We start from the raw sequence: 23,751 nt of genomic DNA, 5'->3' as shown, positions 1-23,751 counted from the left end.
GAAAGGCATCACCCATGACCAATCCGTTCGACGACCCGGACGCCAAGTTCTACGTACTGATCAACAACGAGGGCCAGCATTCGCTGTGGCCGGTGTTCGCGGCCGTGCCCACCGGCTGGCGGATCGCGCACGGCGCCACCACCAGGACGGCCTGTCTGGACTACGTCGAATCGCACTGGCTCGACCTGCGGCCGGCCTCGCTGATCGCGGCCATGCGCCCGGAGACCACCTGAATAGCCGGGGCGCGCCGACCTCGCATCCCCCCTCCGGTCGGCGCGCCCCGCTGTACTACTCCGCCGTGCGGACGCCTTCCTTGCAGGCGTCCAACCAGGCCTGCTTGCCCGCGGGGAAGCTGGCGCCGCCCTCGAGGCCCTCGATATATCCCTGCTCGCAGAAGTTGGCGGGCAGCCGGCCACCGGCCTCGCGGACCGATTCGGCGAGTTGACGGGCCTCGCGAATGGTCCGGGCCAGGTTCCAGCGATCGCCGTCCGGATCGATCATGATGGCGGCCGCGGGATCGACCGTGCTGGTCGGCGCGGCGGTGGTCGTGCTGGTCGGCGCGGGCGCGGCGGTCGCGATATCGCCGCCGCACGCGGTCAGGCCGAGGACGGACAGGGCGACCGCGGCGGCAAGGAAGGGCTTCGGCAACATCAGGTCCTTAACGAATGAGCGAGACGCAATGTTAGCAAGGCGAACCTTGTCGGGTGGCCGTGGCGACCTGGGCAAATCACGGTCCGGAGCAGGCCGATACCATGTGCGGCATGAGTGTCGACAATCGCCGGACGGCGCGTAAGGCGGTCAGCGGCGACCCGGCACCCCGGGAGATCCGACGGCGGCCGAAGAATCGGCGCGCGCAGATCGCGGCGGCGTCGGCGGCCGCGTTCGGGTCCCTGGGCTATCACGGCGTGAGCATGGAGGACATCGCCTCCGGTCTGGGCATCAGCTCGGCCGCGCTGTATCGGCACTACCCGAGCAAGTACGCGCTGTTCCGGGAGGAGTTGCTGCGGGTCGGCAACGCGATGACCGCCTCGGTGCGCCTGAGTGCGGACCTCGCGCAGGCCGCGCCCGAGGAGCGCCTGCGCCTGGTCACCGACGCGCTCATCGGCGCGACCATCGAGAACCGGGCCAGCGTCACCCTGGTGCGCTGGGAGGGGCGCTATCTGGAACCGCAGGATCAAGAGGTCCTGGCACGGTTGCAGACCGAGGTGCTCGATGCCCTGGGCGCCGAATTGGCCGCGCTGCGACCCGAACTCACCGCCGACGACCTGCGCGCCCTGCGGGTGGCCCTGTTGAGCACGATCACCAGCATCGCCGATCATCACGCCACGTTGCCCGCGAAACAGCTTGCGCGCCTGCTGAGTTCGGCCTGCCAGGCGGTGGCGCTGACCGAGTTGCCGCCCGCCGAGGCGGTGGAACCGGTTGCCGCCGTGGAGATCCCGGATTCGTTCAAACACGAGCTGCTGCTTCGCAAGGCCGTGGAGCTCTTCCATGAGCGCGGCTACCCGAATGTCAGCGTGGAGGAGATCGCCACCGCCGCGGGGCTTTCCGCCGCTTCGGCGGTCTACCGGTTCTATCGGGGGAAATCCGATCTGCTGTCCGCGGCGTTCCGGCGGGCCGCCGAGCGGGTGTCCGGCGCGATCGGTCCCGCGGTGGCCGCCGCGCCGGGGCCGCAGGCGGCGCTGCGCACCCTGATCAGCCACTATGTCGCCGGTTCGTTCGCCGAACGGGATCTGACCTTCGTGTACTACACGGAGTTCCAGCATGTTCCGCCCGAGGACCGCACGGTGCTGCGCAATATCCAGCGGCTCAGCGTGGAGGAGTGGGCGCGGCTGCTGCGCGAGGTGCGGCCGGATCTCGCGCCCGCCGAGGCGCGGTTCCTGATCCATGCGGCGTTCGCGCTCGTGGTGGATCTGGGCCGGGCCTTCGAGGCGGAGCCGTTCGCCGGTCAGTCACGGGTGCGCGCACTGATGGCATCGGTACTGCAATGTTAATAAGAATTCTTTACAGATCGTTAGTAATACGTCGAGCTTGAAGCGTTTCCATGGCTTTCTTGTAACGAGTCGTTCCTGGTGTTCACATGCGATAGCATCGCGGAGTGAGCGAGACACCCCGGGTACGCCGACGCCCCCGTGACCGGCGGGCGCAGATCGCGGCGGCCTCGGCGGAAGCCTTCGGTGCGCTCGGCTATCACGGCGTCAGCATGGAGGACATCGCCTCCCGGCTCGACATCAGTTCCACCGCGCTCTACCGGCACTATCCGAGCAAGTACGCGCTGTTCCGGGAGGAGGCGCTGCGGCTGAGCGCGCACAGCGCCGAAGCGGTCCGCGTGCCCCGAGAACTCACGAATTCGCCTGCCGCGCAGCGGCTTCAACACGTCGTCGATGCGTTGATCGCGAAGTCGATCAGCAATCGGCGCAGCGCCGCGCTGCTGCGCTGGCAGAGCCGCTACCTCGAGCCCGAGGACTATCGGACGCTGATCGAGCACCTGGTGCGCACCTACGCCGTGCTGGGTGAACTCCTGGCCGAGACCCGGCCCGGTCTCGACGGCGCCGACCGCGCGGTGCTCGCGACCGCCGCCCTCAGCGTGATCGGCAGCATCTCCGACCACCACGTCTCGGTGCCGGTCCGCTCGCTCACCGGCCGGTTGCGCTCGGCGTGCGCGGCCGTATTCGACACCGACCTGCCGCCGATCGGCGATCCGCCGGTCACCGCGGAGACCTCCGAGGTGCCGCTCGCCTTCAAGCACGAGCTGCTGCTCGAGCGGGCCATCGAACTGTTCCACGAGCGCGGCTACCCGAACGTCAGCGTGGAGGAGATCGCCACCGCCGCCGGGCTGCCCGCCTCCTCGGCGGTGTACCGCTTCTATCGCGGCAAGGGCGATATCCTCGCGGCCGCGTTCCGGCGCGCGGCCGATCGGGTGTCGGCCGCGATCGGCCCCGCCATCGCCGCCGCCGACGGGCCGGAGCAGGCGCTCACCACCCTGATCGAGCTGTATGTCCAGGGCTCCTTCGAGCAGCGTGAGCTGACCTTCGTCTATTACGCCGAGATCAGCAATGTGCCCGCCGAGGATCGCACCGTGCTGCGCAATATCCAGCGGCTCAATGTCGAGGAGTGGGCGAAGCTGGTCGTCGGGGTGCGGCCGGAGCTGAGCGCGGCCGAGGCCCGGGTGCTGGTGCACGCCGCGCTGGCGCTGGTCGTCGATCTCGGGCAGTGGCTGGGGCCGGACAATCCGGTCTGCGATCAGGGCCGGGTCATCCGATTGATGCAGGTCATCCTGTTCGGCCGCCCGGCTGCCTGATCGTGCTAGGACGGGCGCTGCCCGGCATACCAATCCAGTAGGCCGGGGTTGTCGACCGCGCTGCGCTCCACCACGCGGGCGGGATCCGCGCCCTGGAAGAGTTTCTTGATCGGCACCTCGAGCTTCTTGCCGGTCCGGGTGTGCGGGATGCCGGGGGCGAGCAGGATCTCGTCGGGCACGTGTCGCGGGGACACCTCGGTGCGAATGGTGGCGTTGATCCGGGTCTTCAGCTCGTCGGTGAGTTCGGTGCCGGAGGCGAGCGTGACGAACAGCGGCATCCAGTAACCGCCGTCGGGTTGTTCGGCGCCGATCACCAGGGCCTCGGTGATCTCGGGCAGCCGCTCGACCGCCTGGTAGATATCTGCGCTGCCCATGCGGATGCCATGGCGGTTCAGCGTGGAATCGGAGCGGCCGTGCACCACGACACTGTCGTGGCCGGTGATCTCGATCCAGTCGCCGTGCCGCCAGATGCCGGGAAACATGTCGAAATAGGCGTCGCGGTAACGGCTTCCGTCCGGGTCGTTCCAGAAGCGAATCGGCATGGACGGCATCGGCGCGGTGATGACCAGTTCGCCGACCTCCCCGCGCACGGGTGCGCCGGCCGGATCGAACGCGTCCAGGGCAGCGCCGAGGTACGGCGCGGACAGCTCGCCGGGCCAGACCGGCACCGTCCGCACCCCGCCGATGAATGCCGACACCACGTCGGTGCCGCCGCTGATCGAGGACACCTGCACGTGGTCGCCGATGTTCTCGCCCAGCCACAGCGCCGAGGACGGCGGCAGCGCCGAGCCGGTGATGCCCACGGTGCGCAGCGCGGTGAGATCGTGGGACACGCGCGGCACCGCGCCGGCCTTGATGCAGGCCAGCACGTAGCCCGGGCTGGTGCCGAGTACCGTCGCGCGCACCTCGGCGGCCATGCGCCACAGCGCATCCGGGCTGGCATAGGCGGGGCTGCCGTCGTAGGTGACGATGGTGGCGCCGACCAGCAGCCCGGCGATCTGGAAATTCCACATCATCCAGCTCGGGCTGGTGTACCAGAAGAAGGTGTCCTCCGGCCCGATATCGGAGTGCAGCGCGACCGCTTTCAGGTGCTCGAGCACGACACCGCCGTGGCCGTGCACGATGCCCTTGGGCAAACCCGTGGTGCCCGAGGAGAACACGATCCAGAGCGGGTGGTCGAAGTCCACCGCCGCGGTCTCGATCACCGCCGTGCTGTCTTCGGAAAGCGCCTGCTGCCACGAGATCGTCTCGGGCACTTCGAGATCGAGCTGTCCGACCGCGACCGTCGCTTTCAGCGACGGCAATCCGGCCTGTAGGGCGGCGATATCGTCGCGCTTGTCGTGTGCGCGGCCGCCGAATCGGTAACCGTCGGCGGTGATCAGCACGGTGGGTTCGAGCTGGCCCAGCCGGTCCAGGGCGGCCTTCGCGGTGTAGTCCTGGCCGCAGGCGCTCCAGATCGCGCCCAGGCTCGCCGTGGCCAGGAACGCGATCACCGCCTCGGGAATATTGGGCAGGTACCCCGCCACCCGATCGCCCGGACGGACACCGAGTTCGCGCAGAGTGCGTGCGAAAGCGGCGGTGCTGTCGATCAATTCGGCCCAGGACAGCTCGCGCGGCTCGGCGTCCTCGTGCAGCGCGACGATCGCCGGTCGATCGGTGCGGAACTGCCGCACCACCTGGTCGACATAGTTCAGCTTGGTGCCCGGAAACCACTGCGCCCCCGGCATTTCCGCGCTGGCGAGCACTTCTCCGGCGATCGGCCCGAGCTCGAAGTAGTCCCACACCGCGTGCCAGAAGGCGGGCAGGTCGGCGATCGACCACCGCCACAGCGCCTGATAGTCCGGCACCGACACACCGGTTCGATCCGCCACGAACCGGGTGAAGTCGGTGATCCGGGCGGCGGCGATATCGGCGGCGGTGGGCTCCCACTGGGGGGCGGCGGGCGAATGCATCGGCGATCCTTTCGTACTGACTAGCTGTGCGCCGCGCGCCGCAGCACCTGTTCGGCATGCCGCAGGACCGGCGCGTCCACCATGCGGCCCTCGAAGGCGAAGACGCCGCGATGGTTCGGTACCTCGGCGAGCACCCGCCGGGCCCAGTCGGCCTCGGCCTCGGTGGGCGCGTAGGCGGCGCGGATGACCGGCACCTGGCCGGGATGGATCGCGACCTTGGCGTCGAATCCGACCGCCACCGCGTCGGCCGACTCGGCGCGCAGCCCGTCCAGATCGCGAATATCCAGGTACACCGAGTCCAGGGCGAACTTGCCGGCGGCTTTGGCGGCCAGCAGCGTGGTCGAGCGGACCTGGTGCGCCACTTCGCGATAGCGGCCGTCGGGATAGCGGCTCGAACTGCCGCCGAGCCCGGCCACCAGATCCTCGGCACCCCACATCACGCCGATCGCGTTGTCCACGCGCATGGTCTCGGCGACGGTGAGCGCGCCGAGCGGCGATTCGATCAACGCGATCACCTCGCACTCGGCGAGCGCCCGGATCTGTTCGCCCGACTCGCATTTCGGCAGCATGATGCGCCGGTAGCGAGTTCGCGCGAGCACCGGCAGGTCCTGTGCGTGCGCCTCGGTGCCGTACGGATTCACCCGCACCACTGTGGTTTCCGGATCGAGCGGGGTGTCGAGCAGAGCCTGTCGCGCGGCCGCCTTGTCGGCGGCGGCGACACCGTCCTCGAGGTCGAGAATGACGATATCGGCCGCCGCGGCGGCCTTTGCGAAGCGCTCCGGGCGGTCGGCGGGGCAGAACAGCCAGGCCGGGCCGGGCATCGCCCAGCTCATGCCGGCTGCTTCCGGACCAGGGTGCTGCGCGTGGCGGTGGCCACGATATCGCCGTGCTGGTTACGCGCGGTGTGCACGAGTGTCACGATCCCTTCGCCCGGGCGGGATTTGGACTCCCGCTTGTCGGTGACCACGGTCTCGGCGTACAGGGTGTCGCCGTGGAAGAGCGGTTTCGGAAAGCTGATCTCGGAGAATCCGAGATTGGCGACCAGGGTGCCCTGGGTCAGCTGCGCCACCGACAGGCCGACCAACGTGGACAGGGTGAACATCGAGTTCACCAGCCGCTGATTGAACGGTGGCTGCGCGTCGGCGAACGCGGCGTCCAGATGCAGGGCCTGGGTGTTCATGGTCAGCGTGGTGAACAGGACATTGTCGGCCTCGGTGATGGTGCGGCCGGGCCGGTGCTCGTAGACGACCTCGGTCTCGAACTCCTCGAACCACAGGCCGCGCTGTAGGACCTTCTTCACAGGCCCAGCTCCCGACCGATCAGCATCAGCTGCACCTCCGTCGTGCCCTCGCCGATTTCCAGGATCTTGCTGTCGCGATAGTGTCTGGCCACAGCGTATTCGTTCATGAAGCCGTAGCCGCCGAAGATCTGGGTGGCGTCGCGGGCATTGTCCATCGCGGCCTCACTGGCCACCAGCTTGGCGATGGCGGCCTGCTTCTTGAACGGCTTGCCCGCCAGCATGAGCGCGGCGGCGTCGTAGTAGGCGGTGCGGGCGGCGTGTGCGCGCGCTTCCATGCGGGCGATCTTGAACGCGATGGCCTGATTGCGGCCGATGGTCCGGCCGAACGCCTCCCGCTCCTTGGCGTAGCGCACGCTCTCGTCCACGCAGCCCTGCGCCGCGCCGACCGACAGCGCGGCGATGGCGATCCGGCCCTCGTCCAGGATCCGCAGGAAGTTGGCGTAGCCGCGACCGCGCTCGCCCAGCAGATTCTCCTCCGGCACCCGGACATCGGTGAAGCTCAGCGGGTGGGTGTCCGAGGCGTTCCAGCCGACCTTGTTGTAGGCCGGTTCGGCCACGAAACCCGGTGTGTCCGTGGGCACCAGGATGGTGGAGATCTCCTTCTTGCCCTCGCTCTGCCCGGTCACGGCGGTGACGGTGACCAGCCGGGTGATGTCGGTGCCGGAATTGGTGATGAACTGCTTGCTGCCGTTGATGATCCAGTCGCCGCCGTCCAGGGCGGCGGTGGTGCGGGTGCCGCCCGCGTCGCTGCCCGCGCCGGGCTCGGTGAGGCCGAACGCGGCCAGCGCGCGGCCGGAGGTCAGCTGCGGCAGCCACTGCTGCTTCTGCTTGTCGTTGCCGAAGCGGTAGATCGGCATGGCGCCGAGCGAGACCCCGGCCTCCAGGGTGATGGCCACGCTCTGATCGACCTTGCCGAGCTCCTCCAGGGCCAGGCAGAGGGCGAAGTAGTCACCGCCCATACCGCCGAACTCCTCCGGGAACGGCAGGCCGAACAGGCCCATGTCCGCCATGCCCGCGACCACCTCGTAGGGGAAGGTGTGGTCGGCGTCGTGCTGGGCGGCCACCGGGGCGACGACCGTGCGCGCGAATTCACGGACGGTCAGCGCCAGGTCGCGGTAGTCCTCGGGCAGCGTGCCGGTGGACAGGAAGTCGGTCATACGGAAAGTCCTTCGGGTGCGGTGGAATTCGATGCGTGGATACGGGCCAGCGGCTGGTCCAGGCGGACCTGGCTGCCCGCGGTCGCGAGGATCTCGACGGTGCCCGCGGTGGGCGCGGTGAGCGTGTGCTCCATCTTCATGGCCTCCACGACCACGACCGGGTCACCGGCTGCGACGGTGGCGCCCGCCTCGGCCAGTACCGCGATCACCGAACCCGGCATGGGGCTGCGGATCTCGGCGTCGCCGACCTGCTCGGCGTCCTTGCGGACCCGTTCCTCGGGGACCTCGCGCAGGACGGCGAGTCCCGAAGGACCCGAAACCCACAGCTGGGCATCGTGTTCGGCGATCAGGTAGTCCTGGCGGAGGTCGTCGAGGGTGACCGTGAGCAGGCCGGGGCGGGTGCTGGAACAGGTGAGCGGGTGCGTCCGGGGGGCAGCGTCGTCCGCGGCCGGTGGAAGATCCGTGTGCAGCTGGACGGAGGCGTCGTCGGGGCGGCCCGTGAGGTACACGTGGGCGGTCCGGCCGCCACCGGTGAGCCGAATCGTGGTGGGCGCGTGTGCCCCGATCCGCCAACCGGAGGGCAGAGCCCAGGGGTCGGCCGCGCCGGTGGGCCAGGATTTCGACCAGTGGTGCGCCGCAGCGGCGATGAACAGGTCGTCCTCGACGGCGGACGGTTCGAAATCGCCGACCCGCCGGTCCAGCAGTCCGGTGTCGAGCCGGCCCGTCGCGACATCCGGATCGGCCAGCAGGAACCGCAGGAACTCGATATTGGTGGTCACTCCGAGCAGCACCGTATCGCCCAGTGCCCGATCGAGTTTCGCCAGCGCGGCGGCGCGGTCCGCGCCGTGGACGATCACCTTGGACAGCATCGGGTCGTAGTCGCTGCCGACGACGGTGCCCGCGCGCAGGCCCGAATCCACCCGCACGCCAGCGCCTTCGGGCTCGGAGAGGGCAAGCACGGTCCCGCCGGTCGGCAGGAATCCGCGACCGGGATCCTCCGCGTAGACCCGGGCCTCGATCGCGTGACCGGTCAGGCGGATGTCCTCCTGGGCCGCGCCCAGCTTCTGCCCGGCGGCCACCCGGACCTGGCATTCCACCAGGTCCACGCCGGTGACCAGCTCGGTCACCGGATGCTCCACCTGGAGGCGGGTGTTCATCTCCATGAAGAAGAACTCGTCCGGGCGGTCGGCGGACACGATGAACTCCACTGTGCCCGCACCCACATAGTTGACGCTGCGGGCCGTATTGCACGCCGCCGCACCGATTCTGGCGCGAGTCGCGGCATCCAGCAGCGGCGACGGGGCCTCTTCGATCACTTTCTGATGCCGCCGCTGCAAACTGCATTCGCGTTCACCCAGGTGCAGGACATTGCCGAACTGATCGGCCAGCACCTGTACCTCGATGTGGCGGGGCCGGGTGACGAAACGCTCCAGGAACAGGGTGTCGTCACCGAACGCGGCGGCCGCCTCGCGCCGCGCGCTGACCAGCGCGGCCGGGAGCGCGGCCGGATCCTCGACCATCCGCATGCCCTTGCCGCCGCCGCCGGCCGACGGCTTGACCAGCACGGGGTAGCCGATTTCCGTTGCCGCCGTGATCAACTCGTCATCGGTCAGGCCGGGGCGCGCGATTCCGGGCACCACCGGCACGTCGAAGGCGGCAACGGTGTTCTTGGCCGCGATCTTGTCGCCCATGATCTCGATCGCGCGCGCGGGCGGGCCGAGGAAGACGATCCCCGCCTCGGCCAGCGCGGCGGCGAACGCGGCGTTCTCGGACAGAAATCCGTAACCCGGATGGACCGCCTGCGCACCCGTGCGCACGGCCGCGGCCACGACTTTGTCTATCGCCAGGTAGCTTTCGCGTGCGGCGGCCGGGCCCAGTCGCACCGCGGTATCGGCCTCGTGCACATGGCGTGCGTCGGCGTCGGCGTCGCTGTAGACCGCGACCGAGCGAATACCCATGGCGCGCAAGGTTCGGATGACCCGCACCGCGATCTCGCCGCGATTGGCGACCAGCACGGTGTCGAAGTGGACCACACCCGCGGAAGTATCAGCCTGATTGAACATGTCCCTCACATCCGGAAGACGCCGTAGGAAACGGGTTCGAGCGGCGCCTGAGCGCACACCGAAAGGGCGAGTCCGAGCACGATTCTGGTATCGGCCGGATCGATCACACCGTCGTCCCAGAGCCGGGCCGTCGAGTAGTACGGGTTGCCCTGGTTCTCGTATTGTTCCCGGATCGGCGCTTTGAACGCCTCCTCGTCCGCGGCCGACCAGGGCCGGCCGTTCGCGTCGAGCTGGTCGCCGCGCACGGTGGACAGCACCGCCGCCGCCTGCTCACCGCCCATCACCGAGATGCGCGCGTTGGGCCACATCCACAGGAAGCGCGGCGAATACGCGCGCCCGCACATGGAGTAGTTGCCCGCGCCGTAGGAGCCGCCGATCACCACCGTCAGCTTCGGCACCCGCGCGCACGCCACCGCGGTCACCATTTTCGCGCCGTGCTTGGCGATGCCGCCCGCCTCGTAATCGCGCCCGACCATGAAGCCGGTGATGTTCTGCAGGAACAGCAGCGGGATCTCGCGCTTGTCACAGAGTTCGATGAAATGCGCGCCCTTCTGGGCGGATTCGGCGAACAGCACGCCGTTGTTGGCGACGATGCCGACCGGATGGCCGTGGATCCGCGCGAACCCGGTGACCAGTGTCTTGCCGTACTCGGCCTTGAACTCGTGGAACCCGCTGGCGCCGTCGATGATTCGCTCGATCACCGTGCGCACGTCATAGGGGGTGCGCAGATCCGTGGGCACGATGTCGTAGAGCTCGGCGGTCGGCGCGGCGGGCGCACTGGCAGGCAGCACCTCCCACGGACTGGCCGGTCGCGGGCCCAGGGTGGCCACGATCCGGCGCACGATGCGCAGCGCGTCCTGATCATCCTCGGCCAGGTGGTCGGTGACTCCCGAAGTGCGCGAGTGCAATTCGCCGCCGCCCAGTTCCTCGGCCGTGACCACCTCGCCGGTCGCCGCTTTCACCAGCGGCGGGCCGCCGAGGAAGATCGTGCCCTGATTGCGCACGATCACTGCCTCGTCGCTCATGGCGGGGACGTACGCGCCGCCCGCGGTGCAGGAGCCGAGCACGGCCGCGATCTGTGGAATACCTTTGGCGCTCATGGTCGCCTGGTTGTAGAAGATGCGGCCGAAGTGCTCCCGGTCGGGGAACACCTCGTCCTGGCGGGGCAGGAACGCGCCGCCGGAATCGACCAGGTACAGACACGGCAGATTGTTCTGTAGCGCCACCTCTTGGGCGCGCAGATGCTTCTTCACCGTCATCGGGTAGTAGGTGCCGCCCTTGACCGTCGCGTCGTTGGCGACGATCACGCATTCGCGCCCCGAGACCCGCCCGATGCCGGTGATGATGCCCGCGCCCGGGCATTCGTCGTCGTACATTCCGGTGGCGGCCAGCGGGGACAGTTCCAGGAACGGACTGCCCGGGTCGAGCAGTTGGTCCACGCGCTGCCGGGGCAGCAGTTTGCCGCGCGCGATATGCCGTTCGCGGGCCTTGGCCGGGCCGCCGAGCGCGGCCGCGGCCAGCCGCTCGCGCAGGTCGTCCGACAGCGCCGCGAGGGCGTTGCGGCTGCCTGCCTGTTGAGTAACCACCATCACGGAAGTCCTGTCGGTCAGTTAGTCGCCGATAACTGGAATTCAGGTTAATCTTGATTAACCCAGTTGTCCAGGATGGCCGAAGGAGGGCATGTGACGAGCGCCGATCCCGCCGTTCCCACGCGCCGTGAACAGTTGAAGGCGCAGCGCCGCGGCCAGCTGCTGGAGGCCGGTGCCCGGCTGATCGCCGAACGCGGCTTCCTCGGCGTCCGCCTGGACGACCTGGGCGCGGCCGTCGGCATCAGCGGGCCCGCGGTCTACCGGCACTTCCCGAACAAAGAGGCGCTGCTGGTCGAGCTGCTGGTCGGCGTAAGCCGCAGGCTGTTCGAAGGCGGCAAGGCCGTGGTCGCCACGGCCGAGCAGGCGCGCGATGCCCTGGCCGCGCTGGTCGACTTCCACCTGGACTTCGCGCTCGGCGAACCCGAACTCATTCGCATCCAGGACCGCGACCTGGAGAACGTCCCGGCCGCCGCCCGGCGCGAGCTGCGCCGCACCCAGCGCCAATACGTCGAGGTGTGGGTCGGCGTACTGCGCGAGCTGCATCCCGAGCTGGCCGAGGAGACGGCGCGGGTGCGCGCCCACGCCGTCTTCGGCCTGATGAACTCGACTCCGCACAGCGCGTCCCGCGCCACCGCCGCCCGCGCCCGGCCGGTGCTGCGGCAGATGGTGCTGGCGGCGCTGGCGTAGCTCATCGGGCGCTCCAGCCTCCGTCCATGGTGTAGGAGGCGCCGGTGACCATGCCGGCCGCCGGGGTGGCCAGCCAGCCCACCAGCGAGGCGACCTCCTCCGGTTCGACCAGGCGCTTGATCGCGCTCTCGGTGAGCATGATCTGCTCGATCACCGCCTGCTCCGGAATCCCGTGCGCCCGCGCCTGATCGGCGATCTGCCGGTCCACCAGGGGAGTTCGGACATAGCCGGGGTTGACGCAGTTGCTCGTCACGCCGTGCGGGCCGCCCTCCAGCGCGGTCACCTTCGACAGGCCCTCGAGGGCGTGCTTGGCGGTCACGTAGGCCGACTTGTACGCCGAGGCCCGCAGGCCGTGCACCGAGGAGATATTGACGATCCGGCCGAAACCCCTGTCGTACATGTGCGGCAGGGCCGCCCGGATCAGCAGGAACGGTGCCTCCACCATGAGGGTGAGCAGGTGCCGGAACTGTTCCGGCGGGAACTGCTCGAGCGGTGAGATCCGTTGCACCCCGGCGTTGTTCACCAGGATGTCGGTCTCGAGCCGGAGGTCCTCCAGCGCGGTCACGTCGAGCAGGTCCACCGCCCAGGCGCGTGCGCCCAGTTCGCCGGCCAGCTCCTTCGCGCTGCGCTCGTCGATATCGGCGACGGTGACGGCCGCGCCGCGCGCCGCGAGCAGGCGGGCGCAGGCCGCGCCGATTCCGCTCGCACCGCCGGTCACCAGGGCGGAACGCCCGGTCAGATCCTGCCCAGCCGTCGCCCGGCCGTCACCGGCCACGGACTCGCTGCGCGATGCTGTCGTCATTTCGACATCACGACCGGCTGTCCGGCAAGCCGTGCCCGGTCCGCGTCGTCGACCACGCTCAGATCCAAACCCTTTGTCTCCCTGGCGAAGAACGCGGCCACCGCGGTGACCGCGCAGGCCGCGGCCAGGTAGCAGGCGATCGGCACCGCGGAGTCGAAGGTGTTCAGCATCCAGACCGCGATGATCGGCGCCAGCGAGCCCGCCACGATCGAGGTCACCTGATAGCCCAGGGACACACCGGAATACCGCATCCGGGTCGGGAACATCTCCGCCATGATGGCCGGCTGCGCCGCGTACATCAGGGCGTGGAACAGCAGCCCGATGATGATCGCGGACATGATCACCAGGTGGTGGCCGCTGTCCATCATCGGGAAGGCGAAGAAGCCCCAGGTGCCCGCGGTGACCGCGCCGGCGAGGTAGACCGGCCGCCGCCCGAAGCGGTCGCTGAGGTGTCCGGCGATCGGGATGGCCAGGAAGTGCACGGCGTGCGCGGCCAGCAGCCACCACAGGATCACCTTGGTGTCGATGCCCACATGCACCTTCAGATAGGTGATGGTGAACGTGACCACCAGGTAGTAGAGGATGTTCTCGCCGAACCGCAGGCCCATCGCGGTGAATACGCCCCGGGGATACCGTTGCAGCACATCGGCCACGCTGAACTGGGTGGCCTTGATCTGCTCGACCTCACGCTGTGCCTGCACGAAGATCGGGGCATCGGTGACCTTGGTGCGAATGTAGTAGCCGATCAGGACCACCACCGCCGACAGCCAGAAGGCCACGCGCCAGCCCCAGCTCAGGAACGCGGCGTCCGACAGCGTCGAGGTCAGCGCCAGCAGCGCGACGGTCGCGAGCAGATTTCCCACCGGCACCCCTGCTTGCGGCCAGCTCGCCCAGAAACCGCGACGCTGGTCGGGGCTGTGCTCGGCGACCAGCAGGACCGCGCCGCCCCACTCGCCGCCCACCGCGAAGCCCTGGATGAATCGCAGCGCCACCAGCATGGCCGGGGCCCAATAGCCGATCTGCGCGAAGGTGGGCAGGCAGCCCATCAGGAAAGTCGCGCCGCCGACCAGCACCAGGCTGAACTGCAACAGCTTCTTGCGGCCGTACTTGTCGCCGAAGTGCCCGAAGATGATGCCGCCGAGCGGCCGCGCCGCGAAACCCACCGCGTAGGTGACGAACGCGGCCAGGATCGCGTCCAGATCACTGGTGCCCTTGGCGAAGAAGACCTTGCTGAACACCAGCGTCGCCGCGGTGCCGTAGAGGAAGAACTCGTACCACTCGACGACCGTGCCGGCCATGGAGGCGGCGACCACCCGTCGCAATCCGGAGGGGGTCTCAGCCGCGGCTTTGCGCATGCTCATCGAACATCTCCTAACACTCGGCGCCCATACCCCGCTGCCGGTCTTGTGATGGGCCCCACAATTTCTCGCTGGCGCTGAGTATTCGTGCAGATGTACCGCGCCCGCAATGCCCAGTTGTGCAGCTAGGGTCTGCGATGATGCAGATATGACTTCCGGTGCCGCGCGGCGTCCGAGCGCGGACGATCTGCTGATCCTGCTCGCGGTGGGCCGCTCGGGGCGGTTCGTCTCCGCCGCCGACGAACTCGGGCTCAACCACACCACCATCTCCCGGCGCATCGCCGCGCTCGAGGAAACGCTGGGCGGGCGGGTGCTGACCCGGGTGACGGGCGGCTGGGAACTGACCGATCTGGGCCGAGAGGCGCTGGTCGCGGCCGAGGCGGTCGAGTCCGCGATCAAGGCACTGACACCCGGCGCGGCCGGGGCGCGGGTACTCGAGGGCGTCGTCCGGATCTCGGCCACCGACGGGTTCAGCGCCTATCTCGCCGCGCCCGCCATCGCCGAGGTGCAGCGACGGCATCCCGGTATCTCCGTCGAGATCGTCACCGCGACCCGGCGTGCCTCCCAGCAGCGCACGGGCATGGATATCGAGGTCGTGGTCGGCGAACCGCAGGTGCTGCGCGCCAAGGCGATTCGGCTCGGCGACTACTGCCTCGGGCTCTACGGTGCCCGCGACTACCTGCGCGCGCACGGCACGCCGGACACCCTGGACGACCTCGCGCGCTACCCGCTCGTCTACTTCATCGACTCCATGCTCCAGGTGGATGATCTGGACCTGGCCGCGGGCTTCGCCACGGCCATGCGCGAATCCATCACCTCCACCAATGTCTTCGTGCATGTCGAGGCCACCCGGGCCGCCGCCGGGCTCGGGCTGCTGCCGTGCTTCATGGCCGACCGGCACCCCGACCTCACCCGGGTGCTGCGCGCGCAGATCTCGGTGCGGCTGACCTACTGGCTGGTGACACGCTCGGAGACACTCCGGCGGCCGGAAGTATCGGCTCTGGTCGATGCCCTCTGCACCCAGGTGCGCGGGCAGCGCGACGCGCTGCTGGGGATGACGCCGCGCGAGGTATAACCTGGCGCGGTCGGCCAGTCGTGAGGAATCGTCGTGAAGTATCTGCCCCGCATCGCCCTTTTCCTGGCGATTCCCGCCCTGCTGCTCGCGCTACCGTGGTGGACGCTGATCGGCGCGACCAGCTCCGGCGCCGTGTTCTGGATCGGGACGGCGGTGTTCCTGCTCGCGTACCTGGCCCTGCCCGCCTCGATGTTCCTCGGGCACGGGCCCGCGCAATCGGATGCCGCGTCCATTGTCGGCGACACTCTGCTCGGGGTGCTGTGGGTGCTGTTCAGCTGGTCGGCGATCGGCACCGTGCTCGGCTTCGGGCTGGCCGCCGCCGGAGTGGACGAGCGGGCCCGGATCGTCGCGGTCGCGGTGCTTGCGGTGACCGTGGCGCTGGTGGCCTACGGCGTATTCGAAGCACGACGGGTGCCGCGAGTGCGCACGCTCGAGGTGCCGATCCGCGGACTCGGCGCGGGCTTGGACGGGCTGCGCCTGGTCGTGGTCACCGATACCCACTTCGCGGCGCTGAACCGGCTGCGCTGGTCGGAGCGGGTGGTCGAGGTCGTGAATTCGCTGCAACCGGATATCGCCTGTCACGCCGGTGATCTCGCGGACGGCTCGGTCGCGAAACGACATGCGCAGGTCGACCCGCTCGGCAAGGTCGAAGCCGAGCTCGGGCGGTTCTACATCACCGGGAATCACGAATACTTCGGCGACGCGCCGGGCTGGATCGAGCACATGGCCGGGCTCGGCTGGCAGCCGTTGCGCAATCAGCACGAGGTCATCACGCGCGGCGGGGACCGGCTGGTGCTCGCCGGTATCGACGACCCCACCGGCGCCGGCCTGCCCGGGCACGGACCGGATCTGCGGGCAGCGCTGGACGGCGCCGCGCCCGATGCGCCGGTGGTCCTGCTCGCACATCAGCCGCGTCAGGTGGCCGATGCCGCGGCGGCCGGTGTGGCGCTCCAGATCTCGGGCCACACGCACGGCGGGCAGATCTGGCCGTTCCACTATCTGGTGCGGTTGGAGCAGCCGGTCGTCGCCGGATTGTCGTGGCACGGGGGGACACAGCTGTACACGAGCCGGGGGACCGGCTTCTGGGGACCGCAGTTGCGCGTGTTCGCGCCGAGTGAGATCACTGTCCTGGTACTCCGTCCCGAATAAGTACGCACCGGCCTTTCGGGTTCAGGCGGCGGCGGTGGCGGTGTGGGCGGGGGTGAGTACCCCATCGGTCATGGTGTAGACGGCGTTCATCCGGTGCAGGTGGGTGTGGTCGTGGGTGACCAGGAGGGTGGCGGCGCGGTGGGTGCGGGACATGTCGAGGATGAGATCGATGATGGCGGAGCCGCGTTCGGTGTCCAGGGCGCTGGTCGGCTCGTCGATGACGAGCAAGGTCGGGTCGTTCATCAGGGCACGGGCGATATTGACGCGTTGCCGCTGACCGCCGGACAGCTGGGCGGGGTGCTTGGCGTACTGGTCGGCCAGGCCGACCGCTTCGAGTAGTTCCATTGCCCTGGAACGGGTTCGGCGACGCATGGCGGGAGCGGGGAGCCGGCGCCGGCCCAGGTGTGACATCACCTCCAACTGCTCGACCGCGGTCAGAGCGGGAATCAGATTCGATTGCTGGAACACGATCCCGATACCGGCGCGGCGAACCCCGGCGGCCGCGCGACGGCTCAGTGTGGCGAGATCGATGGTGCCGCTCGCTGTTTCGAGCAGGATGCGCCCGGAATCGGGGCGGATGAGCGTGGCGACCGTGGCGAGCAGGCTCGACTTACCCGAGCCCGAAGGGCCGGTGATGGCGGCGATCTCGCCGCCACGGACGCTCAGATCGACGCGATTCAAGGCGGTGACACGGTCGGAGCCGTCGGGGTAGGTGAGGGTGACGTTGCCGACGGTGAGGGCGGTCATCTCGTTCTCCAGGGCGTTGTGGGGTCGATGCTTCAAGGTTCGCGTACGGCCGCTCAGCGACTGGCGCCGAGCGCGGTCAGCGGGTCGGTGGTGAACAGGAAGCGCAGGGCGAAGGCCGCGCCGAACAATCCCAGGGCGATCAGCGCGGCGGCGGGCAGCAGGGTGGTGGCCGGGCTGAGCACGAACGGCAGCGCGTCACCCAGGAAAGTGGCTGCGGTAACGGTGATTCCGAGCCCGGCGCTGACACCCGCGGCGAGCACGATCGCGGCCTGTCCGAGCGCGTCGCGGACCAGCGAACCGGTGGTCGCGCCCAGGGCTTTCAGGGTGGCGATGTCGGGCCTGCGCTGCACGGTCCACACCGTGAAGAACGCACCGATCACCAGCGCCGAGATGAGGAACAGCAGCACCGTCATCAGGGTGAGCGAGCCGTTCTCGGCTTGGTAGGAGGCCAGCGCGGACAGCGCGCCAGAGGCGGTGGTCGTGGTGGTGTGCGCGGCCGCGTTCGCCGTGTCGTAGTCGGTGCCGCCCGAGACCGCGAGCACGGTCGCCACACCACCGCGCGGGCTCACGGTCTGCCAGTCGGCGGGCGTCAGCCAGACGACCGGGGTGTGGCTGTACCAGTCGTCGCCCTCGACGGCCCGCACCGTGAAGGTGTGGCCGCCGATCTCGAGCCGGTCGCCCGCGGCGGCTTGCAGGTCCTTGCTCGCGCCCGCGCTCAGCACGACCGTCCCGGCCTCGGTTGCCGCACGATTGCCGACCGTCGCGGCCGTGGCCCCGAACACGGCGACCCGGGCGGGCGGCGCCCCGGCCCGATCGGCTTCGGCGCGGCTGATCCCCACCGGCTCCACGGTGCCACCGGCGCGTTGCCAGATCGCGAGCTGATCCGGCGTCAGCGCCGAGCCGTCGAACGACGGCTCCGCGCCGGTGTCGGCGAACACCAGCCGATCCGCCGACAGCCGCTCGATGGCGGAGATGTTCTGGTGCGCCAGCCCGGCGGTGAGCCCGCCGAGAAAACTGACCAGCACGGCGACCAACGTGACAACCAGTGTGATCAGGGCGAATCGGCCGCGGGCGGCCCGCAGATCCCTCAGTGCGACGAACATGCCTCTACCCTCGCGCGCTGCGGGCGCGCGGCCATCGCGCGCGGGAACGAACCCGCCCCGATCGAAGGTTGGCGGCCCGTTTACGTCTTTCGGTGGATGCCATCCGAATAGCCGCACATAAGCTGACAGGGTGCACTCGTCGCCGCTCACCCCTGTCTTCACCGCGCTGCGGCTGGGCCTGCATGTGCTGGTGACGGCGCTGGCGGCGGTCACCGCGGTACGCGCGCTGCTGCCGGAGGCCGACCATCCGATTCCGGTGCTGGTGCTTGTGGCCGCCTTCCTGGTCACCTATTTCGCGGGCGCGCAGGTCGGCCGCGCGATCGTGCCCTGGCTCGGCCTGCTCACGCTGCTGTGGCTGTGCCTGGTCCCGCTCGCGCCCGACGCCGGCTATCTCGCCTTCGGCCTGTTCTTCCTCTACCTGCATCTGCTGCCCCGGCCGTGGAGCCTGCTGGCCGTGATCGCGGCGACCGCGGTCGCGGTCGCCGGGTTCGGATTCCAGCGCGGCTGGTCGGTGGGCGGCGTGATCGGACCGGTGATCGGCGCGGCCGTCGCCGTCGGAATTGCGCTCGGCTATCAGGCGCTGTTCCGCGAGTCGGCCGAACGGCAGCGGCTGATCGACGAGTTGATCAGTACCCGCGAGACGCTCGCCGAAAAGGAACGCACGGCCGGCAAGCTCGCCGAGCGGGAGCGGTTGGCGCAGGAGATCCACGACACGGTCGCGCAGGGGTTGAGCAGCATTCAGCTGCTGCTGCATGCCGCCGAACAGTCGTCGCCGGAACATCCTGCTCTGCAACAGATTCGGCTGGCTCGCGAAACCGCGGCGGAGAACCTGGCCGAAACCCGCAGGCTGATCGCCGAATTGGCCCCGGCTGCCCTGGACGGGCAATCGCTTGCTCAAGCGTTGGAACGCATTTGTCATCGGGCCGAGGGGGTCACGTCCCAGCTCGTGGTCGAAGGGACACCCGAACGCCTGCCGATGCCGGTGGAGGCGGCGCTGGTCCGGATCGCGCAGGGCGCGGTCTCCAACGTCGTCCGGCACGCACACGCCGACCGATTACGGCTCACGCTCACCTATTCCGACGACGAGGTATTCCTCGATGTGGTCGACAACGGGGTCGGCATCGAACCGGCCGTGCTCGCGGCCGCGCCGACCGGGTCGTTCGGGCTGGCCGCCATGCGCTCGCGCGTCGAGCAGCAGGGCGGCACCTTCGCGGTCGAATCCGAGCCGGGGCACACGGCGGTCACCGTGTCGTTCCCGCTGGAACAGGGTGCGGTGCAGCAGGATTCGGCGGAGGTCGGCGCATGATCCGCCTGCTGCTGGCCGATGACCACGCCATCGTGCGCGCCGGTCTGCGTGCTCTGCTCGAGGGCAGCGGCGATATCTCGGTGCTCGGTGACGTGCCCTCCGCCGAGGCCGCCGTCGCGTTCTGCGCCACCACGCCGGTCGATCTGGTGCTGATGGATCTCAGCTTCGGCCCCGGCCGCTCCGGCGTCGACGCGACCACCGAACTGCGCGCCCTCCCGCAACCGCCGAATGTTCTGGTGGTCACCAACTATGACACCGACGCCGATATCCTCGGGGCGATCGAGGCGGGCGCCTGCGGTTACATCCTCAAGGACACCCCGCCGCCCGAACTGCTCGCCGCCGTGCGCTCGGCGGCGGCAGGGGAGAGCGTGCTCTCACCCGCCGTGGCCTCGAAACTGATGACCCGCGTGCGTCGCGCCGACACCACCCTCAGCCCGCGTGAGATCGAGGTGCTGCGGCTGGTCGCCGACGGCCGATCCAATCGTGAGATCGCCAAGGATCTGTTCCTCAGCGAGACCACCGTGAAATCGCACCTGGTGCACATCTACGCGAAACTCGGTGTGCGCTCGCGTACTTCGGCCGTGGCCAGGGCTCGCGAGCAAGGCGCGATCTGAGCTACAGCGGGCGTAGCACGATCAGTCCGGGCACGGTGCGGGCGTAATCGTAGAGCGGCGAGTCGACGACCTGGTTGTTCGCCTCGAGCGAGGACGCGTTGCGGAAAACGGGGCCGTTCGGCGTCATGACGAAGATGCCGACGTGGGTCACGTCCAGTCCGGCCTGGTCGGTGTACGCCCCGAGATAGTCGCCGGTGCGCAACTTGGCGACGAATGCCTCGTCCACCGCGGCGGCCGGGATGTAGGTCATCGGCCGATCCACCACCGGGATACCTGGAAGGTATTGTCCACCATCGGCTTTGGCGTTCAATCGTTTGGTGACCGGCACGGCGTGCGGGCTGAGCGCGCCGGTGATGTCGGTGGCGGCCACGCGCGGCGCGGCCGCCCAGTCGGTGAAGAAGTGCTTGCGTTTCTGATAGTCGACAGTGCCTGCGGCATAACGTGTTTCGATGAGATTGGCGGTGAACTCGGCGCTGGTCGCGGATCGGCTCAATGCCTGGACGTAGTCGAGATAGGTGAAGCAATCCACCCGCCGGAAATCGACCACCAGCTCCTCGGGACGGGTCGGCGAACCGATCAGCATGTTCGCCCCGTACGGCGTGCCGAGGAACCGGCTCGACAGCACGTCGAGCAGTTCGCCCGTGCTCCGGGGCCGTTCGTTCCGCAGTGTCAGCAGCTCATCGATCCTGTGCGCCGTGTAGTCGTCCACGGCGGGCGTGGCCTGCGCCGACGGCGCGAGCACCGCGACAAGTGCCGCCAGGATCAGCAGTACGCTGCGCAAAACGCCTCCCTCTGGTTGGTGCCGGGCCGACACCCACGGTAGCCCGTAACCTCATCGACCATGGCCTCCCTCTCGGATCCCCAGGTGCGTGAGTTCCTCAACCACGGCACCCGTACCGGCAAAGTCGCTTTCGTCGCCGCCGACGGCCGCCCCGTCGTCACGCCGGTCTGGTTCCTCGTCGAAAACGACACCCTGGTCTTCAACACCGGCAAGAACACCGCCAAGGGCAAGGCGTTCGCGCGCGACGGTCGCATCGCCGTATGCGTCGACCTGGAGGGGCCGCCCTACGCGTCGGTGCAGATCCAGGGCACCGTCACCCTGTCCGAGGACCCGGCCGAACTCCTGCGCACCGCCACCGAACTCGGCGGCCGCTACATGGGGGCCGACCGCGCCGAGGAGTTCGGTAAGCGCAACGGCGTGCCCGGTGAACTCGTCGTCCGGGTGCATCCCACCAAGGTCATCGCGTCCTTCGACGCCACCGCCTAGCCGCGGACGCGGCCCGCATAGACTCCCGGCATGACCGTGCACTTCATCGGGGCCGGGCCGGGCGCCGCGGACCTGCTGACCGTGCGCGCGGTCGACCTGCTGCGCGCCGCCCACGTCTGCCTGTACGCGGGCACCTACCTGGACCCGGAAGTGCTCGCGCACTGCGCGCCAGGCACCGAGCTGATCGACACCCAGCACCTGGACATCGACCAGATCACCGAACACCTGGTGCGCGCGCACCGGGCCGGGCACGAGGTGGCGCGGCTGTGCTCCGGTGATCCGTCGCTGTATTCCGCGCTCACCGAGCAGACACGGCGGCTCGACGCGCACGGCGTGCCGTGGGATGTCACGCCGGGCGTGCCCGCCTATGCCGCCGCGGCCGCGCTGCTCGGTACCGAGTTGACCGTTCCCGAACTGGTTCAGTCGGTCGTGCTCACCCGCACCCAGGCCCGCTCCACCGCCATGCCCGCCGGTGAGGATCTGGCGAATTTCGCGCGCACCGGCGCGTCACTGGTCCTGCACCTGGCGATCACCCGGATCCGCCCGCTCGCCGCCGAACTCGCCGCCGACTACGGCCCGGACTGCCCGGTCGCGGTCGTCTACCGGGCCAGCCAGCCCGAACAGCGGGTACTGCGCGGCACTCTCACCGATATCGCCGACCAGGTGCAGGCCGCGGGATTACGCCAGGCCGCCGTCATTCTGATCGGGCGGGCGCTGGCGCCCGCCCTCGAATGCGCCCAGTCCCATCTCTACGACCCCGCCCGCACCCGTCAGAAGTAGCTGAGCACCTCGGCGTCGAACTCGTCGGTGGCGGGCAGCGAGACCGGCGGCCGGTAATCGGCGGCCCGCACATGCTGAACGAACGCGTCCGGGAACGCCAGCCGATACGTGCTCAGATAGTGGATCGAATCCACCCGCCAAATCCAGTGCCCATCCGAGATCAGCGACGGCCCGCTCGGAATCATCGTCGCATTGTCGACGATATCCAGCACATCCTCGAGCACATCGAAAACCGGCGTCCCCGCCCGCATGTACTCGATGATCTCCCGCTGATCCGCCAGCGCCTGCGTAGCCTGCGACTGCCGCAACGACGGCAACCCCTCTTTCCCCCGGTACATCTCCCGATAGATCCCCACAGTGCTCAGCACGATATCCCCTTCTTACTTCCTACGTTCGGGTCGAAACTACCAGCCCGAACCTGTGTCGCCGTGCTGGAGAAAACTGCCGAATTCGACCTGGCCGTGTGCGGACGGATCAGTCGTCGGCCGCGGGCCGTGGGGCGCGGTTGAGGATGTCGGTGTAGAGCAGGCGGCCGCCGAGGAGGCGGAGGGCGGCGCGGCGGTTGTTGGTGCGGCCGAGGTCTTCTGTACGGGAGCCACGTTCGTAGTAGAAGACCTCCCACCAGCCGTTGCGGAGCTCGATGAGGCACCAGGACTGCTCCTGGAGCTTCCCCTCGGACACAAGGGATTCGGGCACGCGGACCTTGGAGAAATTGCCGAGTTGGCTGACCGGTTTCTCGTCGAAAATACCGTCGCCGAATGTCATAGCGTGATCTCCTCGATGAATCCGGCACCGACCAGGTCCACGATCGGCATCAGGGTGAAGTATTGTTCGCCGCCGCCGGGCTGACCGAACCATGGTGCGACCGGCCCCGCCCACACGGGCGTCGTCGTCCTGACCTTCCAGCGCCGGTAACCGGACCGGAGATAGTCGACGGGAAGCGAGCGAGCGCTGAACGGCGTACTGCTGTCGTAGAGCAATTTGCTGAAGGTGGTGCCGAAACTGTCGACAATCCGGCCGGGCGCGAGCCGGGCCGGGGCGCGGTCGCTGGGTGAGGCGAATCCGTCAGGGTGCTGGTTACCGTCGGGCCAAACGAGCCTGCGCCTGCCGACCGGCTCGCCCGCGTCCTCGGGGTTCACGAACTGCTGAATCCAGGTCTGCTCACTCAGTCCGCCGTAAATGTCTGTGTCGACCAGCGCCTGCACCGCTGGATGCGAATCAGGCAGTCCGTCGACAGAACCGGGTGTGCCGCGCCCTGGATCCAGGCGCTGGGTACCTTGCAGTGCTCCGCCGACCAAGCCGAGGAATCCGTAACAGGCAGCGGCCTCGCTCTTGTAGATGGACCGGTCATGCTTGTTTCCGCGCTCGTACCAGAAGACTTCGAACCTGCCGTCCTCCTCGATGAGGCAGAAGGCGTCATCGCGCCAGCGGCCGATACCGCGATCGGTCTCGGGCATCTTCAGCCCGTCGAGTATCAGCTCCAACTCGGCATAATTCACAGTTC

General features: G+C 68.9%; 25 protein-coding genes. 10 read left to right on the top strand and 15 right to left on the bottom strand.

Annotation, left to right across the window (positions count from 1 at the left end):
* Positions 1 to 14 precede the first annotated feature (14 nt).
* Positions 15 to 233 carry an MbtH family protein gene (locus ACFVMC_RS23045; protein WP_379213354.1) on the top strand — a complete coding sequence of 73 codons (219 nt, stop codon included), beginning with the start codon at positions 15 to 17 and terminating at the stop codon, positions 231 to 233.
* Positions 234 to 288: 55 nt separating this feature from the next.
* On the opposite strand, the gene ACFVMC_RS23040 is transcribed toward ACFVMC_RS23045, so the two are convergent.
* The gene (locus tag ACFVMC_RS23040) at positions 289 to 651 is read right to left on the bottom strand and encodes a hypothetical protein (RefSeq protein WP_379213352.1); all 363 of its coding nucleotides are present in this window, start codon (positions 649 to 651) and stop codon (positions 289 to 291) included.
* 110 nt (positions 652 to 761) lie between these two features.
* Here ACFVMC_RS23040 and ACFVMC_RS23035 point away from each other — a divergent pair, with 110 nt between their 5' ends.
* Together ACFVMC_RS23035 and ACFVMC_RS23030 are read left to right on the top strand one after the other, a co-directional pair.
* Positions 762 to 1,991 carry a TetR/AcrR family transcriptional regulator gene (locus tag ACFVMC_RS23035; RefSeq protein ID WP_379213350.1) on the top strand — a complete coding sequence of 410 codons (1,230 nt, stop codon included), beginning with the start codon at positions 762 to 764 and terminating at the stop codon, positions 1,989 to 1,991.
* A 104-nt stretch (positions 1,992 to 2,095) separates the two neighbouring features.
* Positions 2,096 to 3,298 carry a TetR/AcrR family transcriptional regulator gene (locus tag ACFVMC_RS23030; protein WP_379213348.1) on the top strand — a complete coding sequence of 401 codons (1,203 nt, stop codon included), beginning with the start codon at positions 2,096 to 2,098 and terminating at the stop codon, positions 3,296 to 3,298.
* A gap of 5 nt (positions 3,299 to 3,303) precedes the next feature.
* Here the strand turns inward: ACFVMC_RS23030 and ACFVMC_RS23025 are convergent, their stop codons facing one another.
* Genes ACFVMC_RS23025 through ACFVMC_RS23000 form a run of 6 tightly spaced genes read right to left on the bottom strand, consistent with a single transcriptional unit; the run spans position 3,304 to position 11,359 of the window.
* Complete coding sequence (locus ACFVMC_RS23025; protein WP_379213346.1) at positions 3,304 to 5,250, bottom strand: acetoacetate--CoA ligase; 1,947 nt, start codon at positions 5,248 to 5,250, stop codon at positions 3,304 to 3,306.
* A 20-nt stretch (positions 5,251 to 5,270) separates the two neighbouring features.
* Positions 5,271 to 6,083, bottom strand: coding sequence for an HpcH/HpaI aldolase/citrate lyase family protein (locus ACFVMC_RS23020; RefSeq protein ID WP_379213344.1), 813 nt, complete (start codon positions 6,081 to 6,083; stop codon positions 5,271 to 5,273).
* Complete coding sequence (locus tag ACFVMC_RS23015) at positions 6,080 to 6,550, bottom strand: MaoC family dehydratase (protein ID WP_379213342.1); 471 nt, start codon at positions 6,548 to 6,550, stop codon at positions 6,080 to 6,082. The genes ACFVMC_RS23020 and ACFVMC_RS23015 overlap by 4 nt, the downstream gene beginning before the upstream one ends.
* Positions 6,547 to 7,707 carry an acyl-CoA dehydrogenase family protein gene (locus ACFVMC_RS23010; protein WP_379213340.1) on the bottom strand — a complete coding sequence of 387 codons (1,161 nt, stop codon included), beginning with the start codon at positions 7,705 to 7,707 and terminating at the stop codon, positions 6,547 to 6,549. The genes ACFVMC_RS23015 and ACFVMC_RS23010 overlap by 4 nt, the downstream gene beginning before the upstream one ends.
* On the bottom strand, positions 7,704 to 9,770 hold the full coding sequence (locus tag ACFVMC_RS23005; RefSeq protein ID WP_379213338.1) for an acetyl/propionyl/methylcrotonyl-CoA carboxylase subunit alpha: 2,067 nt from the start codon (positions 9,768 to 9,770) through the stop codon (positions 7,704 to 7,706). Before ACFVMC_RS23005 ends, ACFVMC_RS23010 begins: the two co-directional genes overlap by 4 nt.
* 5 nt (positions 9,771 to 9,775) lie before the next feature.
* Complete coding sequence (locus ACFVMC_RS23000; protein WP_379213337.1) at positions 9,776 to 11,359, bottom strand: carboxyl transferase domain-containing protein; 1,584 nt, start codon at positions 11,357 to 11,359, stop codon at positions 9,776 to 9,778.
* A gap of 75 nt (positions 11,360 to 11,434) precedes the next feature.
* On the opposite strand from ACFVMC_RS23000, the gene ACFVMC_RS22995 reads away from it, so the two are divergent.
* Positions 11,435 to 12,046 (top strand): TetR/AcrR family transcriptional regulator, encoded by a 612-nt coding sequence (locus tag ACFVMC_RS22995; RefSeq protein ID WP_379213336.1) that lies wholly within the window; start codon positions 11,435 to 11,437, stop codon positions 12,044 to 12,046.
* Between the two features lies 1 nt (position 12,047).
* On the opposite strand, the gene ACFVMC_RS22990 is transcribed toward ACFVMC_RS22995, so the two are convergent.
* Together ACFVMC_RS22990 and ACFVMC_RS22985 are read right to left on the bottom strand one after the other, a co-directional pair.
* Positions 12,048 to 12,848: a 3-hydroxybutyrate dehydrogenase gene (locus ACFVMC_RS22990; RefSeq protein WP_379213334.1), complete on the bottom strand. Its 801-nt coding sequence runs from the start codon at positions 12,846 to 12,848 to the stop codon at positions 12,048 to 12,050.
* On the bottom strand, positions 12,845 to 14,209 hold the full coding sequence (locus ACFVMC_RS22985; RefSeq protein ID WP_379213332.1) for an MFS transporter: 1,365 nt from the start codon (positions 14,207 to 14,209) through the stop codon (positions 12,845 to 12,847). Before ACFVMC_RS22985 ends, ACFVMC_RS22990 begins: the two co-directional genes overlap by 4 nt.
* 145 nt (positions 14,210 to 14,354) lie before the next feature.
* Here ACFVMC_RS22985 and ACFVMC_RS22980 point away from each other — a divergent pair, with 145 nt between their 5' ends.
* Both ACFVMC_RS22980 and ACFVMC_RS22975 read left to right on the top strand, forming a co-directional pair.
* Complete coding sequence (locus tag ACFVMC_RS22980; RefSeq protein ID WP_379213330.1) at positions 14,355 to 15,281, top strand: LysR family transcriptional regulator; 927 nt, start codon at positions 14,355 to 14,357, stop codon at positions 15,279 to 15,281.
* Between the two features lie 33 nt (positions 15,282 to 15,314).
* Complete coding sequence (locus ACFVMC_RS22975) at positions 15,315 to 16,430, top strand: metallophosphoesterase (RefSeq protein ID WP_379213328.1); 1,116 nt, start codon at positions 15,315 to 15,317, stop codon at positions 16,428 to 16,430.
* Between the two features lie 21 nt (positions 16,431 to 16,451).
* Here ACFVMC_RS22975 and ACFVMC_RS22970 read toward each other — a convergent pair whose 3' ends face one another.
* Both ACFVMC_RS22970 and ACFVMC_RS22965 read right to left on the bottom strand, forming a co-directional pair.
* Positions 16,452 to 17,177 (bottom strand): ABC transporter ATP-binding protein, encoded by a 726-nt coding sequence (locus ACFVMC_RS22970; protein ID WP_379213327.1) that lies wholly within the window; start codon positions 17,175 to 17,177, stop codon positions 16,452 to 16,454.
* A gap of 53 nt (positions 17,178 to 17,230) precedes the next feature.
* Entirely contained in the window at positions 17,231 to 18,280 is a 1,050-nt protein-coding gene (locus tag ACFVMC_RS22965; protein ID WP_379213325.1) for an ABC transporter permease, read from the bottom strand.
* Between the two features lie 130 nt (positions 18,281 to 18,410).
* On the opposite strand from ACFVMC_RS22965, the gene ACFVMC_RS22960 reads away from it, so the two are divergent.
* Entirely contained in the window at positions 18,411 to 19,586 is a 1,176-nt protein-coding gene (locus tag ACFVMC_RS22960) for a sensor histidine kinase (RefSeq protein WP_379213323.1), read from the top strand.
* Positions 19,583 to 20,200: a LuxR C-terminal-related transcriptional regulator gene (locus ACFVMC_RS22955; protein ID WP_379213321.1), complete on the top strand. Its 618-nt coding sequence runs from the start codon at positions 19,583 to 19,585 to the stop codon at positions 20,198 to 20,200. The genes ACFVMC_RS22960 and ACFVMC_RS22955 overlap by 4 nt, the downstream gene beginning before the upstream one ends.
* 1 nt (position 20,201) lies before the next feature.
* On the opposite strand, the gene ACFVMC_RS22950 is transcribed toward ACFVMC_RS22955, so the two are convergent.
* Positions 20,202 to 20,981 carry a DUF1460 domain-containing protein gene (locus ACFVMC_RS22950; RefSeq protein WP_379213319.1) on the bottom strand — a complete coding sequence of 260 codons (780 nt, stop codon included), beginning with the start codon at positions 20,979 to 20,981 and terminating at the stop codon, positions 20,202 to 20,204.
* Between the two features lie 60 nt (positions 20,982 to 21,041).
* On the opposite strand from ACFVMC_RS22950, the gene ACFVMC_RS22945 reads away from it, so the two are divergent.
* Together ACFVMC_RS22945 and cobM are read left to right on the top strand one after the other, a co-directional pair.
* Positions 21,042 to 21,467: a PPOX class F420-dependent oxidoreductase gene (locus tag ACFVMC_RS22945; protein WP_379213317.1), complete on the top strand. Its 426-nt coding sequence runs from the start codon at positions 21,042 to 21,044 to the stop codon at positions 21,465 to 21,467.
* 30 nt (positions 21,468 to 21,497) lie between these two features.
* Entirely contained in the window at positions 21,498 to 22,247 is a 750-nt protein-coding gene (gene cobM / locus ACFVMC_RS22940) for a precorrin-4 C(11)-methyltransferase (protein ID WP_379213316.1), read from the top strand.
* Here the strand turns inward: cobM and ACFVMC_RS22935 are convergent.
* From ACFVMC_RS22935 to ACFVMC_RS22925, 3 genes are all read right to left on the bottom strand, one after another.
* Positions 22,238 to 22,615 (bottom strand): hypothetical protein, encoded by a 378-nt coding sequence (locus ACFVMC_RS22935; RefSeq protein ID WP_379213315.1) that lies wholly within the window; start codon positions 22,613 to 22,615, stop codon positions 22,238 to 22,240. The genes cobM and ACFVMC_RS22935 overlap by 10 nt on opposite strands.
* A 106-nt stretch (positions 22,616 to 22,721) precedes the next feature.
* The gene (locus ACFVMC_RS22930; protein ID WP_379213313.1) at positions 22,722 to 23,012 is read right to left on the bottom strand and encodes a hypothetical protein; all 291 of its coding nucleotides are present in this window, start codon (positions 23,010 to 23,012) and stop codon (positions 22,722 to 22,724) included.
* Positions 23,009 to 23,746 (bottom strand): TNT domain-containing protein, encoded by a 738-nt coding sequence (locus ACFVMC_RS22925; protein ID WP_379213311.1) that lies wholly within the window; start codon positions 23,744 to 23,746, stop codon positions 23,009 to 23,011. The genes ACFVMC_RS22930 and ACFVMC_RS22925 overlap by 4 nt, the downstream gene beginning before the upstream one ends.
* Positions 23,747 to 23,751: the final 5 nt, after the last annotated feature.

This window comes from Nocardia sp. NPDC127579 (assembly GCF_042672005.1).
Taxonomy (GTDB): Bacteria; Actinomycetota; Actinomycetes; order Mycobacteriales; family Mycobacteriaceae; genus Nocardia.
Note: the sequence above shows the minus strand (reverse complement) of the source record. Positions and strands in the feature narration are given on the sequence as shown.